Annotated in this window: 10 protein-coding genes; 2 read left to right on the top strand and 8 right to left on the bottom strand. The window is 63.2% G+C overall.

Going from position 1 to position 16,194, the window contains the following annotated elements:
* Positions 1 to 13: 13 nt before the first annotated feature.
* Complete coding sequence (locus VSR82_RS25885) at positions 14 to 595, bottom strand: SCO family protein (RefSeq protein ID WP_429463694.1); 582 nt, start codon at positions 593 to 595, stop codon at positions 14 to 16.
* Positions 596 to 1,017: 422 nt separating this feature from the next.
* Here VSR82_RS25885 and VSR82_RS25880 point away from each other — a divergent pair, with 422 nt between their 5' ends.
* Positions 1,018 to 2,169: a sensor histidine kinase gene (locus VSR82_RS25880; protein WP_429463506.1), complete on the top strand. Its 1,152-nt coding sequence runs from the start codon at positions 1,018 to 1,020 to the stop codon at positions 2,167 to 2,169.
* A gap of 33 nt (positions 2,170 to 2,202) precedes the next feature.
* Here VSR82_RS25880 and VSR82_RS25875 read toward each other — a convergent pair whose 3' ends face one another.
* Both VSR82_RS25875 and VSR82_RS25870 read right to left on the bottom strand, forming a co-directional pair.
* Positions 2,203 to 2,991 (bottom strand): response regulator, encoded by a 789-nt coding sequence (locus tag VSR82_RS25875; protein WP_176108491.1) that lies wholly within the window; start codon positions 2,989 to 2,991, stop codon positions 2,203 to 2,205.
* 77 nt (positions 2,992 to 3,068) lie between these two features.
* Positions 3,069 to 3,386, bottom strand: a complete 318-nt coding sequence (locus VSR82_RS25870; RefSeq protein WP_498858212.1) for a hypothetical protein — start codon at positions 3,384 to 3,386, stop codon at positions 3,069 to 3,071.
* A gap of 193 nt (positions 3,387 to 3,579) precedes the next feature.
* Here VSR82_RS25870 and VSR82_RS25865 point away from each other — a divergent pair, with 193 nt between their 5' ends.
* Positions 3,580 to 4,188 (top strand): lytic transglycosylase domain-containing protein, encoded by a 609-nt coding sequence (locus VSR82_RS25865; protein ID WP_429463501.1) that lies wholly within the window; start codon positions 3,580 to 3,582, stop codon positions 4,186 to 4,188.
* A gap of 39 nt (positions 4,189 to 4,227) precedes the next feature.
* Here the strand turns inward: VSR82_RS25865 and VSR82_RS25860 are convergent, their stop codons facing one another.
* The 5 genes from VSR82_RS25860 to VSR82_RS25840 are packed head-to-tail and all read right to left on the bottom strand — an operon-like array spanning position 4,228 to position 16,193.
* Positions 4,228 to 5,862, bottom strand: coding sequence for a cytochrome c/ABC transporter substrate-binding protein (locus VSR82_RS25860; RefSeq protein ID WP_429463499.1), 1,635 nt, complete (start codon positions 5,860 to 5,862; stop codon positions 4,228 to 4,230).
* A gap of 2 nt (positions 5,863 to 5,864) precedes the next feature.
* Positions 5,865 to 6,707: a hypothetical protein gene (locus VSR82_RS25855; RefSeq protein WP_368581528.1), complete on the bottom strand. Its 843-nt coding sequence runs from the start codon at positions 6,705 to 6,707 to the stop codon at positions 5,865 to 5,867.
* A 26-nt stretch (positions 6,708 to 6,733) separates the two neighbouring features.
* On the bottom strand, positions 6,734 to 7,516 hold the full coding sequence (locus tag VSR82_RS25850) for an outer membrane lipoprotein-sorting protein (RefSeq protein ID WP_368581527.1): 783 nt from the start codon (positions 7,514 to 7,516) through the stop codon (positions 6,734 to 6,736).
* Between the two features lie 38 nt (positions 7,517 to 7,554).
* Entirely contained in the window at positions 7,555 to 8,055 is a 501-nt protein-coding gene (locus VSR82_RS25845; RefSeq protein ID WP_368581526.1) for a hypothetical protein, read from the bottom strand.
* The gene (locus VSR82_RS25840) at positions 8,052 to 16,193 is read right to left on the bottom strand and encodes a cadherin-like domain-containing protein (protein WP_429463496.1); all 8,142 of its coding nucleotides are present in this window, start codon (positions 16,191 to 16,193) and stop codon (positions 8,052 to 8,054) included. The genes VSR82_RS25845 and VSR82_RS25840 overlap by 4 nt, the downstream gene beginning before the upstream one ends.
* Position 16,194 lies beyond the last annotated feature (1 nt).

Raw genomic sequence — 16,194 nt, 5'->3', positions numbered from 1 at the left:
CGGCCCGCCATGACTAGTTCGAGGCGACGACGTCGTGGTAAGCACTCAGCAGTTCGGCCGGCGTTGCGAGACCGTCCAGACGCAGCCACGGCTCGCCGGGTGCCGCGCGGAAAAAGACTACGGCGGTGTGATTCATCTTGTCGCCACGATAGACGTTGAACGCGCGTTGAGCCGCGATACTAGCCTCGACGGTGCCGGTGTAGTGCTGCCACTCGGGGCCGGCATCGAAGCGGGCGGCGTAGGCCTTCAGGCGGGCTGTCGTGTCCTCTTCGGGATCGATCGAGATCGACACGAGATGAACCTTGTCACGGTCGGCGCCGAGCCTCGCTTGCAATTCCTCGAAGGTTTGACTGACCATTGGGCATATCGTCGTGCAACTCGTGTAGATGAACGTCAGGATGACCGGACGGCCGTCGTTCAGCTCGTCGGGGAGCGAAACAGCTTTGCCGTCGTCGCGAACCAGCGTCACCGCGGGCAGTGTGTATTGCACAGTCGAGCGCACCGTGCCCGTGGTCATGTCATGGTGGTGATGCATGTGCATCGCGGTGTCGTGGGCCATCTCATGGGCCATCTTCCCGGCAGGCGCCGGCTGCATGTCCGTCGCCTGATGATGTTGCACCTCGATCGCGGCGCCATCGGCGACGTCTTCGGCAGTCGCGGCCACGGTGCCGACGCCTGTCAGCCCTGCGCCGGTCAGCACGAGCGCGCGGATCATCCATGTGCGGTTCGTCTTCATGGGGTCTCCTGAGACAATGGAATGGCAATGGCGCGATAAGAAGCACAGCGACGCGCCCGGCCGTTCAATTCAGTCTCATGAAATCGCCCGCGCACGTCATTGGATAAAGTCCCCCAAAACGCGGTAGGGTACGTCTACCAGCGGTAACATCCACCCCGCATAAAGCGGAGTGTCCCCCGCGTGACGTGCGTAGTTGTCCCGTTGGCAGAGCGACGTGCGCGGACCTACAATTCATAACCAATGCTTAAGGTTTCCTTAAGCAAACTCGCTGGGGAGATCCCATGCAGGCACCTCCGCCCGCTGCACGGCAACTGAGGTTGCGCGACCTTGTCGATGCGATGCGCAAGCTTGGGATCGCGGCGCGACTCGACGAAACGCGACTGGACAACGTCACTGACGCGCGCGGCGCCGCGCTTGCGATCCTGTCGGCGCATGGCGCGTTCCTGTCGGTGAACCGCAGCGCCGCAGCGTTGCTCGGATACGCGAACGGCGAACTCGTCGGCCGCTCGCTGCTTGACATGGCGCCCGAGGGCGAACGCGCATCGCTCGCCGCCCAGCTATCGGTCGATCCCGCTCACGACTTTGCTCCGATCACCACGATGCTGACCTTGCGCAATGGCCGTCCCACCTTGCTGTTACTGCACCGCCAACCGATCGCGTCCGACGAGGCGCAGCAGAGACCGCCCGATGGGCAAGCCGCGCAACTGATGCTCTTCGAGGAACCCCTTGCAGCCGATGCCTCGCTTGCGCCTGGCGTCCATCTCCCCAAAGCGGCGGCCCGCGATCGGCTGAAGTATCTGATGATCGGTCAGCAACGCGAGCGTCAACGCCTCGCCGCCGAACTGCACGACGGTCTAGGCCAGGCGCTCACGCTGATCAAGCTGATGGTCGAGGACTCGCGCATGCGCCTGCGTCACGGACAAGCCGAAGACGCCGCGCAAAAGCTCGACGCCACCGTCCTGCAAATCCGCGAGGCGATCGGCGAGATGCGACAGATATGCGGCGAACTCCGTCCGCTAGCACTCGACCGGCTGGGTCTCGCCGTCGCGTTGAGCACGCTGTGCCGGCGCGTCGAGCGCAGTGCCGAAGGCCTGGCGGTGAACTTCCGCTGCGACGTCGACGACCGCGATGTGCCCGACTACCTGAAGGCGGACATTTTCCGCCTCGCTCAGGAAGCGCTCAATAACATCGTCAAACACGCAGCGGCAACCGAGATCCGGCTCACCCTGCAACGGATCGACACCGGTCTGCTGCTCACCGTTCAGGACAACGGCACCGGCTACGATACGCGCCCCCTGTCACCTGAGGACATTGGTTCGATGGGCCTCGGCCTCGCCGGCATGCAACACCGTGTCGAATCGCAGGGTGGCTTTCTCTCGATCCACTCTTCCGACGCCATCGGCACACTCGTATCGGCGAGTTGGACGCTTTGACGGACACCGCCGGCTCACCCCCGCGCGCTGCCCTCATCCGGCTGCTGGTCCACTGAGCCTCGACGCTGGCAGTTCCTCGACATCGCCGGGTGCCGCTGGCGGCTCCGGATGCGCAACCGGCGGCTGGACTGGCTTGTCGGAATCGCGTTCCGCGCATTTGGTCGCGAGCGAAGTCAACAGCCCCATGCTGATCGCGACCAGCACGAGTTCCGTCAGATTCTCGATGGCGAGCTTGTGCATCACGCTCGCCCGATACTTCTCGATCGTCTTCGGGCTGAGGTTCAGATACTCTCCGACCTGGCGGTTGGTACGCCCTTCAGCAATCAGCTTCAGCACACTGCGCTCGCGCGCCGTGAGAATGTCCCACGCGTTCTTCGGCGCCACTGCTTCGCGGCCGGTAATGAAAGAGTCGACCATGTAGCCGTACACATCGGCGCTCAGATGCTTTTTTCCCTGCATCACCGCGCGCATCGCAACAATCAGTTCGTCGAACGAAACATCTTTCAGCACATAACCGTCGACGCCCGCACGCAGCGCTTCACGCACGTACTCTTCGTTTTGATGCACGGTGAGCGCCAGGATACGCACGTGAGGCGAACGGCGCTTGATCGCCGCGCTCGCGTCGATGCCGTTCATGCCGCGCATCGACAGATCCATCAGGATCAGATCAGGATTGAGCGCCATGGCGAACTGGCAGGCTTGCTTGCCGTCCGTCGCCTCTCCGACAACAGGAAATTCGCCTTGTGCTGACAGCATCGAGCACAATCCTTTTCGCAGCAGATCATGATCCTCGCTGACCAGGACGCGATATTTGGTATTCACGATCCCCACTCCCTCGTTAGAGCATGGACGGTTGATTCATCAACCGTAAGCGCCTGTGGCAGGACGATTTTCTTCTTTCAAATATTTCTTTCTGATTCCTTGGATATTTCTTTCCAATAAATTAACCTATCCTTACTTTGACTTAACATATTTTTTGACCACATCCGATTGCCCGCGCGGCCTTGCTGTGCAAGGTTCGCGCCATCTGGCTCAGGACCTTTTCCAGAGTCGGGAAGCACGACGCAACCTTTAGTTTGATTAACTAAGTTGGCGAAAAACGTTTCAAAACAGATACGTTCGACGGAAAAACTGATTTTGGTAAAAATAGGAATAAAGTGCGTCCTTCCTGTGTTTCGCGAATGCGAGGTAGTACAAACTACGCCATCCGCCCCCATCGGAACTATTTTCCTTCCTTGAGGCGAATGACAAACAATAGCCAAGCCTGACGGATCTCACGATTCGTTACAGATGTAACATTCCTGCAAATCAGTAAATACCCTCCTCGGCGCACCTCCAAAAGTAGGAGGGTGCCCCATTGCTCAGGTCCTTTTGCGCGACTCACAATGACGACGCGGAGGGATGTCGAACATGCGCAAGCGCTCTTTTTTGCTGTCGGCGAGTACGCTTCGGGCGGTCACGATGACCCTCGGCATGACATCAACTGGGCTCGCGCATGCGGACATCTTTGGCGCGGTCGACAGCCAAGGTGCGATCGTCCTGACCAATACACCGGGCACGGCGGGACTGCGCGTGATCGTCGCGGGGGACCCGCCGCCCGAGCGAAGTGCGAAACGTACAAACAGCACATTCAGCGCCGTGATCGAAGAAGCAAGCCGCACCTTTCGCGTGGCGCCCGAACTGCTGCGCGCGGTGATCGACGTCGAGTCGCGCTACAACCCGAATGCGGTATCGGACAAAGGTGCCCAAGGTCTCATGCAGTTGATGCCCGACACCGCGCGGCGCTTTTCGGGCGGCAACATGTTCAATCCGCGCGACAACGTGCTGGCAGGCGCGCGCTATCTACGCTTCCTGCTCGATCTCTTCCAGGACGACATGGAACTTGCGCTGGCCGCGTACAACGCGGGCGAGAACGCCGTGATCAAGGCCGGCTATCGCATCCCTTCGATCCCCGAGACGCGTCAGTACGTGCCGCGCGTGCTGGACCGCTACCGGCGTCTGCTGACGGTCAGCGGCTGATGCGCGCCGGCGGCGCTGTCATGCCGCCCTGCCCGGCTGCTAGGGCACGATCCACGCGCCATCGGCAACGACACGCGTGTTCTCGGGTTGCGCAAAGCGAACGAGATAACCGCCCTTCGAGGCAAAGCGCTGACCCGGCGCGAGCGTCAGGCGCGGATAGTAGCCCGTCAGGATCCGATGGTCGAGCATGTCATCGACGCGTTCTACCAGGTAGTCTCTGACGAACGCATCGGCCATGTGACTGAGGGTCTCGGCGAGCAGCCCGCACGCGAGATAGGTATCCGCCTGAACGCGCTCGTCGACGACCTGAATATGCCTGATCGCGAACCAGCCGAACGCGTAATCGACACGCACGCGCCGTCCCTCGGGCAGGTCGACCGGATAGGCGATACGCGCGGCGTCGCGCCACCTTTGCGGCAAGGGTATGCGGTCCAGGCCACCCATCAGTCCCGACACAAAGACCTGAGTCGAAGCGGGCGGCTTGCCTGCGACCGCCGCGATATCAGGTGGCCGCAGCCACAGCACCAGCGCATCTGTTCCACGCGCACCGCGAAGCGCTTCGGCAACGCTATCGCCCGGCGCGAGCCTGTGGCTCGATACGCTCACGCCGTGGTCCTTCAGTGCGCTCGCGAGCGCAAGCGCCGCCGCCTCGCCGCTGTCGCCCGCGCGATACACCTGGCGTACGGTCTTCACCATGCCAGCCGGTGAGCCGCTATTCGCGTCGAGAATACGCTTCGCGATCAGCCCGGCCTCGAGCAGAACGCCCTTCGAGAAATACATCGAGTAAAAGTCCTGGTCGGTCTCGACTGGCACGTCGACGTTGGGAAAGAGGCACGGCACCGCTTCCTGCTCGCAGAAGTCGTGAACGGGCGCCCAGTTCTTGCCGCCGATTCCCGACAACACCGCAAATACGGGTTGCTGCGTCAGATACGCTTTCAACTGCTCGTGCCAGGTCTCGGGTGGGCCGTGCAGTTCCCACACATGCAACTCCCAGCGCCGGTTGACCATGAACATCATCTTGCGCGAGGTGCGCAGCGGCGGCGTTGCACCGAGCGGCGAAGCGTTCTTGTCGGCGAAATAATGTTCCAGCACGTCGAGCATGCCGCGCCGTTTCACCGGATCCGCGTCCGGTGTGATGATCGTCGCGAAGTGCAGCACGGTATCCGTGACGCCCGGCGCCCTGCGCCGGTCGAGCCGCTTCAGATAGCCGATCAACGCCGCCATGTCCGCGTCGTTCAGCGCGAACTGCGGCATCAGATTGCTGAGTGGCTTGCCCTCGGAGTCGACGCCTTCGCGGATCGCACGGGCGATCGTCGCGTCCGTGTACGGCTCGCGATTGGCCCGCATGCCGTCGACGTAGGGCATCTCCAGCTCCTCGGGATTCTGAACCCGCGGGTGGAACAGATACTGCCCGCTGATCGGCGGAATGGTGTTGTTGCCTTCGCGCGCGCCGAGCCCGCTGCGCCGGTGGCAATTCATGCATGCGACGGCGGCGCCTTGCATGCGCACGCCGCCATCGTGGCTCGCTTGAACCGCTTCCCCGGAGCCGGCAATGCCGCGCTGGTAGATCGACTCGCCGGCATCGATGGGAGGCGCGCCGCGCGCTAGTTGCACGCCGGCCAGCAGCAGCGCGGCAAGCGCGGCCGCTACCCCAAAGAACCCGGCGCGGCGCATGACTAAGGAACCGGCCGGACCGGCGAGCCGCTCGCCGGCGAGGTGTCGGCGCCGATCGTGACGGAAGCGTGCCGCCCCTGCCAAACAGGTTTGGCGAACGTCAATCTGTCGAGGGGCGGATTGAGCGTGACCTTGTCGATCACCAGCCGGTCTTTCCTATCCGTCCCGATCGGGCCGCTTTCGATGACGAACGGAATCCGCACGCCATCCACGTCCCTGAAGTCGCGATACATCACCTCGACGATCGCGGGCTGGCCCGAAGGACCGCGCGCCTCGCGGTCGGACTTCACATCGAGGAAATTCTGCGCGTCGACCCACACGTGGCGCGTCGCACCGGAGGGCAAGCGCAGCGACAGACGATAGGTATCGCGTCCTTCGACCTTGTCGGTGCCTTCGAGTGCGACGTCGATGCCCTTCGCGGCGTGATCGAGCAACGGGCCGTCGATGACCTGCGCGTCGCGCGCGAACTTCACTTCATCGCTCGTATAGGGGCGCACATCCGGACCGCCGCTTCCCGACGGGCGCACTTTCCAGCCTTCCTTGCCGTCGAATACGTGCACGATCATCTGATTGGCCGCCGTGACCTCGAAGCGAGTAAGGTCGGGACGTTTCAACGTGAGCATGAATGGCAGATTCGACGCGGGTGCATTCGGACTGTCCACGTGCCCGACCCACTCCATCGACATGACCTTGCGCCAGGCATCCGCGCCGCCGCGAGCCTCGGCGTTCCTCGCGACGATTTCCTCCGTGCCAAGGCTGTCGTCCGACCTCGCGGCCGGCATCTGCTCCAGCGCGAACGCGGCGGCGATCGCCACCAGCAACCACCACCAAGAAATCCGTTTCATGACCTTCTCCCGGTGTGCTGCCGTCGCTAGCGAGCCGGCACCTTGACCATGACGAGTTGCGGCTTGGCGAACAGCGAATCGTCGGCGGCCTGATTCACCGTCACGTGCTGAATCGTCATCTGATGGGTCTGCTTCACGCCCGCGACTATTGTCTCGAGCGTATGCGGCACGACCAGGCCGTTTTCCGCGTGGTAATCGCGGAAGTAGACGGCGACGTTGTGCATGCGCCCGTCAAGCTTGCGCGGGTCGCCATCCATTTTCAGCTCGAGAAAGTTCGTCGCGTCGATCCACACATGACGCTCGGTGTGATCTTTCGTCGTCAGCATGAGCCTGTAGGCGCGGTGGCCCTCCACGGTATCCATGCCCTGCACCGCGACCTGGCTGCCCTTGCTCGCGTAGTCGATCAGCGGGCCGTCGAGATCGGCGGTGTTCGCGGCCGATTTCGCCTCGGCGGACGTATAAGGCTCGGCGTCATTTCGTCCGAGGAACGGCCGGACTTTCCAGCCTTGCGAACCGTCGTAGACCTGATACGCGGTCTGATTGTCGAAACGAAGTTCAAAGCGGCTCTTGTGCGGCCGCTTCATCGTCATCGTGAACGGCAGCTTGACTGGTTTGGTGCCGCCCACGTCGATCTGTCCTGTCATCGTTATCGTGTTGACGGCGTGCCACGCCTTCAGACCGCCGCGCGCAGCGACGTTGCGCTCCACGATCTGCGCCGCGCTCAGGTCGGCCGCCGACGCCGCGGCCGGCATCAGGGCCGCGGCCAGCAAGGCCGCCATCGGGACCGTCATCGAAAACAACCGCTTCATGGCTCACCCCTCCCTTTCTTCGCGGATCGCTGACGCGATCATTCGACCACCAGTCCATCGATATGAAACGTGCCGATCAGCACGTTGACGCGATCGCCTGCCCTGATCAGGTTGCCTTTGTTGGAGAACACCACCCAGTATTGCTGGCCGACCTCCTGCGGACCGGTCTGGCGAAGCTGGCCGATCGTGTCCATCACCGGCACTTCGAGCAATGCATGACTTCTCTCGCCATACAGATACGGCGTCGAGTTCTTGTCGCCGAGCAACTGCGCGACCGCCGGGTCGGTGACCCGATAGCTGAAGCGCAGCAGATTGCCGGAGGCGGTGCGCCGCACGCTCAGGTTGTCGACGCCATGCATCATTTGATACAGCTGCTGCGCGTGCTGCGGCACTTTCACCGGCATATACGGCGACGCCCCTGCCGAAGTCGCGGCCGCCGGGTTTTGCTGCGCCGCGGCTGCATCCAGCATGGTCGCGGCCAGACAAACTCCCGATAGCAGCGATGCTCTGCGCCACGCCGACGACAATGGGTGTTTCATGGCAAGGCTCCCGTCAGGGTACTTTGCACCTGAGTCGCGTCGTTGATGACGTTCAGCAACTGGTCGAGCCCTGCGGGACCGAACGACAGATTGCTTCCTGTCACCAGCCCAGCGAGACCGGCAAGTCCACCCGTGCGCGGCAACTCGACCGCGCCGATATCGACCCCCCCGTTTTGCGGGCGGGCCGTGCCGAAGAAGTCGTGGTTCGGCGCACCAACCGGCGTGGCTGCGTTGACCGCCGGCGAATTCGACTGGATCGCATAGTTGCCGAGCGGCACGCCGTAGCCGGCGGTGCCCGACGGGATCGTCGCGTTGAACAGCGACAGCGGCCCGTACGACATGTTGATCCAGTTGTTGCCTTCATCCGGCGTGGCCGAGGGCAGCAGGCTGAAGAGCGGATTCGGCAGCACCGTGTCGGCAATCCCCGGAGGCACCGCAAAGCCGTTACCGCCACCTTCAGGCGGCACACGCGAACCGTTGCAGTACTGGCTGACCACGTTCGGATTCGCACCGCTGTTGTGCGCGTTCGGGTAATCGCCGGCATCGGTCAGGATCGAATACTGCGGGGCCAGCGTCACCCCCGACTCGTGAGTCGAGGGCTTCACATCGCCATACGCGCCGATGTCCCAATACATCGCATGCGGATCGCAATACCCGGTCTTCTGGCCCGACTGGTTCAGCGTCGGGTTCAGTGCGACCGTGTTCTGCAGGCCCGGAATGTTCGGATTGAGTCCAGCCACGGTGATATAGAACGAGCGGTTTTGCCAGAACACGTTGTTCGTCAGCACCGGGTTGGAGAACCTCGTGCAGTTCGGCAGGTTGCCAGGACACACCACGTTCGGGCTCGTGAACGCACTGATGAAGTTCGACGTATGCCGCGCGACCTCGAGACCCGACGGTTGGAACGTGGATGTCGTGATCGGGCTGCAGGTCGTTTCGGCGCCCACCGTCGTGCAGTTCGGCGGCCCGACGTTCGCCTGTGCAGCCAGCGCCGTGTTGAACAGCACGCCGGCCGACGAAGTCGAATCGTTCGAGATCACCGTGTTATTGACGAAGCTCACCCGCACCGCGTCCTGCAGCGACACGCCACCACCCGACCAGCCCGCCACGTTGTTCGCGATGATGTTGTTGATCACGCTAACGTCGTGCCACGCGTTGCGGTTGTTCGGACTGCGCTGCACGTCCGTGCCGTTGATGTTCTGCAAGCGCAGACCGCCGCCTTTACCGCTTTCCGCGGTATTGCCGACAATCAGGTTGCCATCGATCACGAGGCCCGGGCCGACGCCGTCGGAAAGCTGCGGCGCGCAGTCGATGTCGACCGTCGAGTTTTCACAGAAGGTGCCGTCCGGCGGCACGCCCTGGGCGATGATGCCGCCGCCGTACGTGGGCAACGTCGGGTTGTTGCTCTGGTTGAAGATCACCCAGTTGTGCGAGATGTCGCCGTTGTAGCTGAAGCCGAAGTGAGCGATGCCGCCGCCGTCGCCGCTGCTGATATTGCCGCACACCCAGTTGTAGTTGAAGTGATAGTTGTCGGCGCCCGAGCAGAACGTCACACCGGCTGCGGACGAAGGCGTCGTCGAGTTGATTTCATCGCCATACGATGCGTTCGCGGTCACCGCGTTGTGGTGCACGTTCACATGGGTGTTGTACGCGAACGGCAACTGCGTGATGCCGTTCGCCGCGATCGTGCCGTCCGGCACTTCGACCTGGCCGATCGTGATGCCGCCCGTGAGCGTTCCGGCGTTGCTCGACACGCGGTTGTTCGACACCTCCGTGTAGTGGTTCCAGCCGTGCAGGAAGATCCCGCCCCCGCCTTGCGAGCTATTCGTGAAGGTCATGCCGTCCACCCGCGACGGATTGCACAGGAAGTTGCTGGGGTACTGAGTGCAATCCGTGTTGCTGCTGGTGAGCGGCGTGCAGATGCCGTTGGCCGTGCAGTTCGGATCTGCCGCGTTGTTCACGTCGCGCACGCCCTTGGCGAGCACCGTGATGGCGGCGCCTTCGTAGGCACCCATCAGCGTGGGTTCGATCAGCAGTTCGCCGAGGTTGCCGTTGAGCGTGTTGTCCCAGCCTATCGTCGGTTCCAGCGGAATCGCATCCACTTTTCGTTGCATCGCGGTGCTGCACGAGTACTTTCCGGTCGGGTCGTACGGGTTGCCGGAGCTGATCAGCCCACCGTTTAGCGCCACGCCGAACAGGCAGTCGACCTGTCTGCGCCACGGGTCCATCTTGCCGGACGGGTGGGGATTCGCGTTGACCGTCACGGAACTCGCGCCGACGCCTTGCAGACGAACCGGCTTCCACATCAACAGCATCTCGTTGTAGACGCCGGGTCCGACGATGATCATGTCACCCGGGGTTGCACTATCGATGGCCTTCTGAATGGCGTTGCTCGTGCCGTTCTCGCCAGCCACATACGTCGGCGCCTTGCCGCCGATCGTGACCGTGACGGTATCGATCGACTTCTTGCCGTTGCCGGCCGTAATCGACAGTTCACCGCAACGCGTCGTCGTGTTGACGCCACGCTGCTGGATCGTGCAGCTCGATTGCGCCGCGCTCAGGTTCGGCACCGTCACCGTGATCTGCGTGTCGCTCCACGAGGTCACCGGCGCGACGACACCGCCAATCGTCACGGTGCCCGTGCCCTGCGCGGCCCCGAAGCCATAGTGACGCGTGACGAACTTCTGGTTATACGGCGCCGTGGTCGCGGCCGGTCCTGTATAGGCATGGTTGACCACGGTCTGGTCGCCGAGCGATTTGATCGTCAGCGCATGGCCGGCCGCACTGACCCACGGACCCGCCCCGCCGCCGCTCGAGTCGCCGGTCACCGTCGAGACGGCCGGGGTCGCGTCGGGATACGCGCAGTCGGGCTGGTTGTAGCCGTCCGCGAACGCCTGGACCGGCACGACCGGGGTATCCATGTACTGCGTCTGGCCGGGCATGAACGGAATCTCGTAGCAGAACTGGCTGTACGCCGGGTTATAGAGCGGATCGCGTTTCGTCTGGCCGGGATGCGCCGGATCGGGCATGTCGGGATCGTTCATGCAGGCCACCATCATGGTCGGCGCGTAACCCGTCGGGTTCGGCGGATTCACTTGCCACGTCGAATAGTTCAGGCCGTTGAAGATGCCCCACTGATCCGAATACACACGCGACACTTCGTTGCCGGCAAAGTCCTTCAGCGAAACCGGCACGTTCGGCACCGCGAACTTTTCACCGAACTGCGGCGAGTACGGGTCGAATTCCGACGAGAAGTCATCCAGCATGAAGCCCGTGAAGTGAGCGGCGACATGCGTGGAGCTGAACACCCAGAACTTCGCGACCGCCGACATCTGGTTGGTCAGCGTGACTTCCTTGCGGTCGCACAGATGCCGGGACGCGCCCGCGAACGGTGCGACTTCCTGCGAACCGGGGAACAGGCTGATGTAGTCGGGCACGATCCGCAGCGCGCCCACGCACGGCCAGGCAGGTTGAATGACGCCGGTGACCTCTTCGTTGCGAGGCTGCATGCCGAGATCCGTGGTCGGGTTCTGCGCATTGTTGGCGTTGTAGCTCGAATTCACCGCCGCCTGGTCGGGCAGGATGAAGATGTTGCCGAGACTGCCGAACTGTTGCGTCACCGGCGCGATGTAGTTATCGCCGATCAGGATGTTCTTGTCCTCCTCCTTCACGAGTTCATAACCCGGCGGGACGATGACTTCGACCACGTACTTGCCTGCGGGCAGCATCTTCGTGCCGTCGCCGGACGGGTTGGTCACGCAGATCGAGCAGTTCGTGCCGGTCGGCTTGCCGGTGGTCGGGTTGCGGCCCGTCACGCTCGGGAACTGATACATCCCGTCATACGGCGCGGGCTGCAACTGGTTGAACGCGTGCATGCCGTCATAACACTTGAATTGCGAGTTTGCCGGCAACGCGCGCTGCTGGGAATCGAGCCACTGCTTCGAGTTTTTCAGCGTGAAGAAGAACGGGTCCGTGGTTTCCTGGCCCGGACAGTTCATGTTCGGCACGCCGTCCGAGCGGAAGCCCTGCGCCCAGTCGTCCCAACTGCTGGTTTTGGTCGTATCCACGAGCGCGAGGCTCTGGGTGCCGTCCGCGGCAACGTTCTCCTGATAGAGGTTCACGGTGACGTTCGGCACGTTCGGCGTCCAGCTCGTGTGGACGAGCTGGGCCGGGTCGTCGAACGGCCGTGTCGACGCATAGACTACTTCGCCGTGAATGCCGCCGTTTTCGGTCGGGCCGAACGGCGCCTTGCCGAATTCGATGAACGAGCTCTGACCGGAGAAGCCTTGCCAGCCCATGGTCGTCACCCATGGCGGATCGATCCGTCCCGTCGATGGATTGGTGCCTGAGCGATCGTTGCAGTCCGCGTCGTTGCAATACACCGAGCCGGGAAAGCGCAGGTTGGTTGGCAGGTGCGACGTCGCGGATTCCTTGGTGTTGGCGTAGTGAGCCGCAATGGTCGAGGTGCCGCCGCCGGGCGTGCCATCCGGCGGACCGCCCGCATCGTAGACCGCATGGACGCCGGTCTGCTTGTAGCGCGTCGTATCGGTCTCGGCGATGTACCAGTTGAACAGCGGGAATACTTCGTTGAACGACGCATAGCCGTTCAGGTCGGTGGTATTGAAGTTCGAATAGCTGCCGTCGCGGAACCGGATGGTGGTGGGTACGAGCGCGACACCGGGCTTGCTGGCATCCGACACGCCATTGCCATTGGTATCGAGGAAGGTTCGCGTGTACAGATTGGTGTGCCATTGAAGCACTGACAGCTCGCCGACGTTCGCCGTCTGTCCGCCCTTCACCGCTGCGGCCGTCGCCAGCCCGTCGACGATCTGATCGTTCCACTGATCGAACACCGTGATTCTGTACGTGCCGTCGGGCAAGCCGCTCACGCTGAACGAGCCGTCGGCCGCGCACTTGGTGAACGCAACATCCTCGCCGTCCGGATCGCCGACGCTCACATAACACTGCGTGAAGCTGAGCGAGTCGCGCGAGCCGGCGCCATAGAGGTTTTCATTAGGCGGCCGGCTGTAGTGCAGGTTGGTAATCCGGCCTTTGATGCCGTTGTTGCAGGTCACGCCTTTGCAAAGAGCAGGCAGTCGCGCATTGATGATCTTCGGATTTGCAAAGCCGATCGTCACGTGAAAACCCGCTGGCCCGAATTCCTGGAAGTACGCCGGGCCGCCGACTTTGATGAACGCATCGTGAGCTTTCTGGCCGTCGAGCGTGTTGGTCTGCAGCCACTCTTCACCGCGTCCGATACGGTCGGCCGCAGGGTACGCTTGCACACCATAGCGCCCCGGCATCAGATTGGCGATGATCGCCTGGCCCACCAGCGGCGACAGTGTCTTGCCGTCGGACTCGAATTTCGGGCATGTCGGGATCATGCCGACGATGCCGTCATGTGTCGTCTTCGAGATCGGGCAAGCGTCGAGACCGGTGGCCGGGTCCTTCATTCCGGCCAGCGAGTTGGACAGCGGCATGTTGAACATGTCGTAGCTCATCTGCCCGGTCGGGTCGCCCGTGCCGCCCGCGTCGTCGAAGAGTTTGATTTCGAAGCCGCCGAGGCCCGGTTCGCGCGCCGTGCCGAATGCGTCCGTACCGCCGCTCACGTCCACTTCGCCGTTGACCGGCGCGTCATCTTCAAACACGAACACCGAGATTTTCGCGGTCTGCAGCGGGGTCTGTTGCAACAGCACGTTCACTGCCGTTTGCGCAGCTGCGATCGGCGCGCCGCCCATTGCGTGACCGCATTTGCCGGTACCGGGCGCGAAGTCCGCGCCGCCCGGACCGGACGGGCAGTCCTTCGAGATGTCGAATTGCCGTTGCGTACCGTTCGGCCCCGGTTGCGGCGTGCCGGAGCCTTGCGAGAACGTGTTGCCCGCGTCGCCCGGCAGGATCGAAATGTAGTAATGCCTGGTTGGATCGAGCGCGACTTGCGCCGGATCGACCGGAGTCTGTTGCGCCGCGTCCGTGCGGCATACTCCGTTGCCGACGTCGCACACGGCCGGCAGATGCGAGTTGCTGGACGGATCGAGCACCGTCTGCCCGGACTCGCACGATACGGTTCCCACGCAGCCCGACGCGATCACCGGCATGTAGCTGGTATGGAAACTGGTGCCGAGACTCGGCACCGGCAACGGCGGACAGGTAGCCGGACGCCCGGCGCCGTTCACCTGGCAGGCGGGGTCGATCTGGAACGTGCGGTCCTCCTCGATGATCCAGCGATAGTCCTTGATCAACGTGCCGGTCGGCGCGTCCTTAACCGCCACGGCGAGTCCGCTGCCGCCGTTGAACTTCACGGTGACCGTTGCGGGTGCGCTAGCCGTGTTCTGCGAATTGACCGCCTTGTAGTGGAACGTGACCGTGGCTGTCGAGCTGCCCTTCGGCGGCACCGACGGTACGGCGTTGAACGAACCATCGGCGTTCAGCGTGACGGTGCCGCCCGTTACCGCACCCGACAAGGTCGCGGTGAGCGGCAGGCCAGACGGGTCAGTGTCGTTGGCGAGCACGCCCGGTGCGCCGATGTGCAGGAGCGAAGCGATATTGCTGGTGTACGAGTCGGCCTGAGCAACGGGTGCGCCGGACAGGCAATGAGAACTTGCCGTGCAGGGCGCCAGTGTCACTAGCGCTGTCAGCGCGGGATTGCCGTTCGCCTGATAGACGAAGCTGTCCGACGTCGTGCCGCTGTTCGGCACATACGTGAAGGTGCCGTTCTGATTCAGCGTGAGCACGCCGCCTGTCGGCGGGGTCTTGACCTGCACGCCGGAGACGCCCACATCGTTGGCGATCACGCCGCGTGCGGGATCGGCCACGCTCAGGGTGTTGCCGGGCACGAGGAAATACTTGTCGGGGTTGGCCACGGCGCCGGTGTTGGCAGCCGTCGACACCGGCGTTGCGCCACCGTTCACGCTGATATACCCCTGCATGCCCCCATCGCGTTGATTATTGGTGGACAGGCTCAACTCGCGATCGAACACAGGCAACGCGAGTGCGCCCGTTGCAGGCGCATTCATCAGCACGTCATAGGTTTTGCCGGCAGCGAGGAACACCTCCGACTGAACCCGCAGATTGCCCGGCAAAACGTTGCCGTCTTCCGCCAGCAGCGACAAGCCGGACATCGCCGGGTTGCCGGTTTGCGCGCCCACCACGGACGGCACGTGCATGCGCAGCCCGGCATTGACGAAGCGCAGCAGCACGAGCCCCGTCGAGGCCGGCGCTGCAGCCGCAAAGGTCGAACCGGCCGCGTTGTTGCGGTCGAACGCGATGCCGTTGATCAGGTAATAGCGCGGGTCGTAGTTCACCGCCGGCGGATAGCAGGTGCCATACGTCGACGACGACGGATTGCCGCAACCGTTCGGCTGACCGGACCAGACTGTGGTTTCGCTGAAGCCGGACGTCGTCACCGCCGATGCCACGGCGGCGTTCTGCACCGGATCGATTTCGCTTAGCACGAGCGGCACGTCCGCGTCATAGCTGACGCCGGGATAGGCCAGCGCGCGCGTCGAGCCATTGGCCGGCGTTCTGACCACCAGTACGCCGTACAGGCCCATCGGCCCTTGAATGGACGGATGCGTGCCCGACTCGATCAGGTAAGTGCCGGGGCTGAGATTGTTCCAGGTCAGGGAGGTCGTCTTTCCATGCGTCACTTCGTTGGCGAACGACTGCACACGCGGCGGCTGGGCGGGCGGCGTGAAACTCGCGCCGCTCGCGCTGCTGGCGATCGGCCAGGTGGTCGCGGTTTGCGTCGCATGCACCGGGCTTGCCGTGCTCGTCGCCGTCGTGCCTTGGCCGACACCGAGTTGGCCGACCACGACAAGCGAAGTCGGTATCGACCCCGGCAGACTGTTCGTGAGATTGATGGTCAGCGAGCCGGGCGGCACCGTGATCACGACAGGCGACCAGTTTGCGCCCGCGCCCGCATTCGACGCCGCGCATGTGGCGGGCGCCGTCGCCGCCGCTGAACAGGCGTAACCCCACATCGGCACGACCTGTCCGTCGGGAAGCGCAATCGTCGAGGCCTGCGCCGTCAGACTGACGCTTTGGGCGCAGGCCATGCCGCTCGCCGTGAGCACAATCGTTGCGGCGACGCCCGCCTTGATCAGACCGAGGAGCGTCCCTTTGAAATGGGTGGATCTCATC

It is taken from the genome of Burkholderia sp. JPY481 (assembly GCF_038900515.1).
Taxonomy (GTDB): Bacteria; Pseudomonadota; Gammaproteobacteria; order Burkholderiales; family Burkholderiaceae; genus Paraburkholderia; species Paraburkholderia youngii.
This window is presented reverse-complemented; position numbering and strand designations above follow the sequence as displayed.

Bases quoted from the DNA above. Each gene is read 5' to 3' on its own strand.
- VSR82_RS25885 (WP_429463694.1), bottom strand. From the start codon at position 595: ATGCAGCCGGCGCCTGCCGGGAAGATGGCCCATGAGATGGCCCACGAC.
- VSR82_RS25880 (WP_429463506.1), top strand. From the start codon at position 1,018: ATGCAGGCACCTCCGCCCGCTGCACGGCAACTGAGGTTGCGCGACCTT.
- VSR82_RS25870 (WP_498858212.1), bottom strand. From the start codon at position 3,386: ATGGGGGCGGATGGCGTAGTTTGTACTACCTCGCATTCGCGAAACACA.
- VSR82_RS25865 (WP_429463501.1), top strand. From the start codon at position 3,580: ATGCGCAAGCGCTCTTTTTTGCTGTCGGCGAGTACGCTTCGGGCGGTC.
- VSR82_RS25860 (WP_429463499.1), bottom strand. From the start codon at position 5,862: ATGCGCCGCGCCGGGTTCTTTGGGGTAGCGGCCGCGCTTGCCGCGCTG.
- VSR82_RS25855 (WP_368581528.1), bottom strand. From the start codon at position 6,707: ATGAAACGGATTTCTTGGTGGTGGTTGCTGGTGGCGATCGCCGCCGCG.
- VSR82_RS25850 (WP_368581527.1), bottom strand. From the start codon at position 7,516: ATGAAGCGGTTGTTTTCGATGACGGTCCCGATGGCGGCCTTGCTGGCC.
- VSR82_RS25845 (WP_368581526.1), bottom strand. From the start codon at position 8,055: ATGAAACACCCATTGTCGTCGGCGTGGCGCAGAGCATCGCTGCTATCG.
- VSR82_RS25840 (WP_429463496.1), bottom strand. From the start codon at position 16,193: ATGAGATCCACCCATTTCAAAGGGACGCTCCTCGGTCTGATCAAGGCG.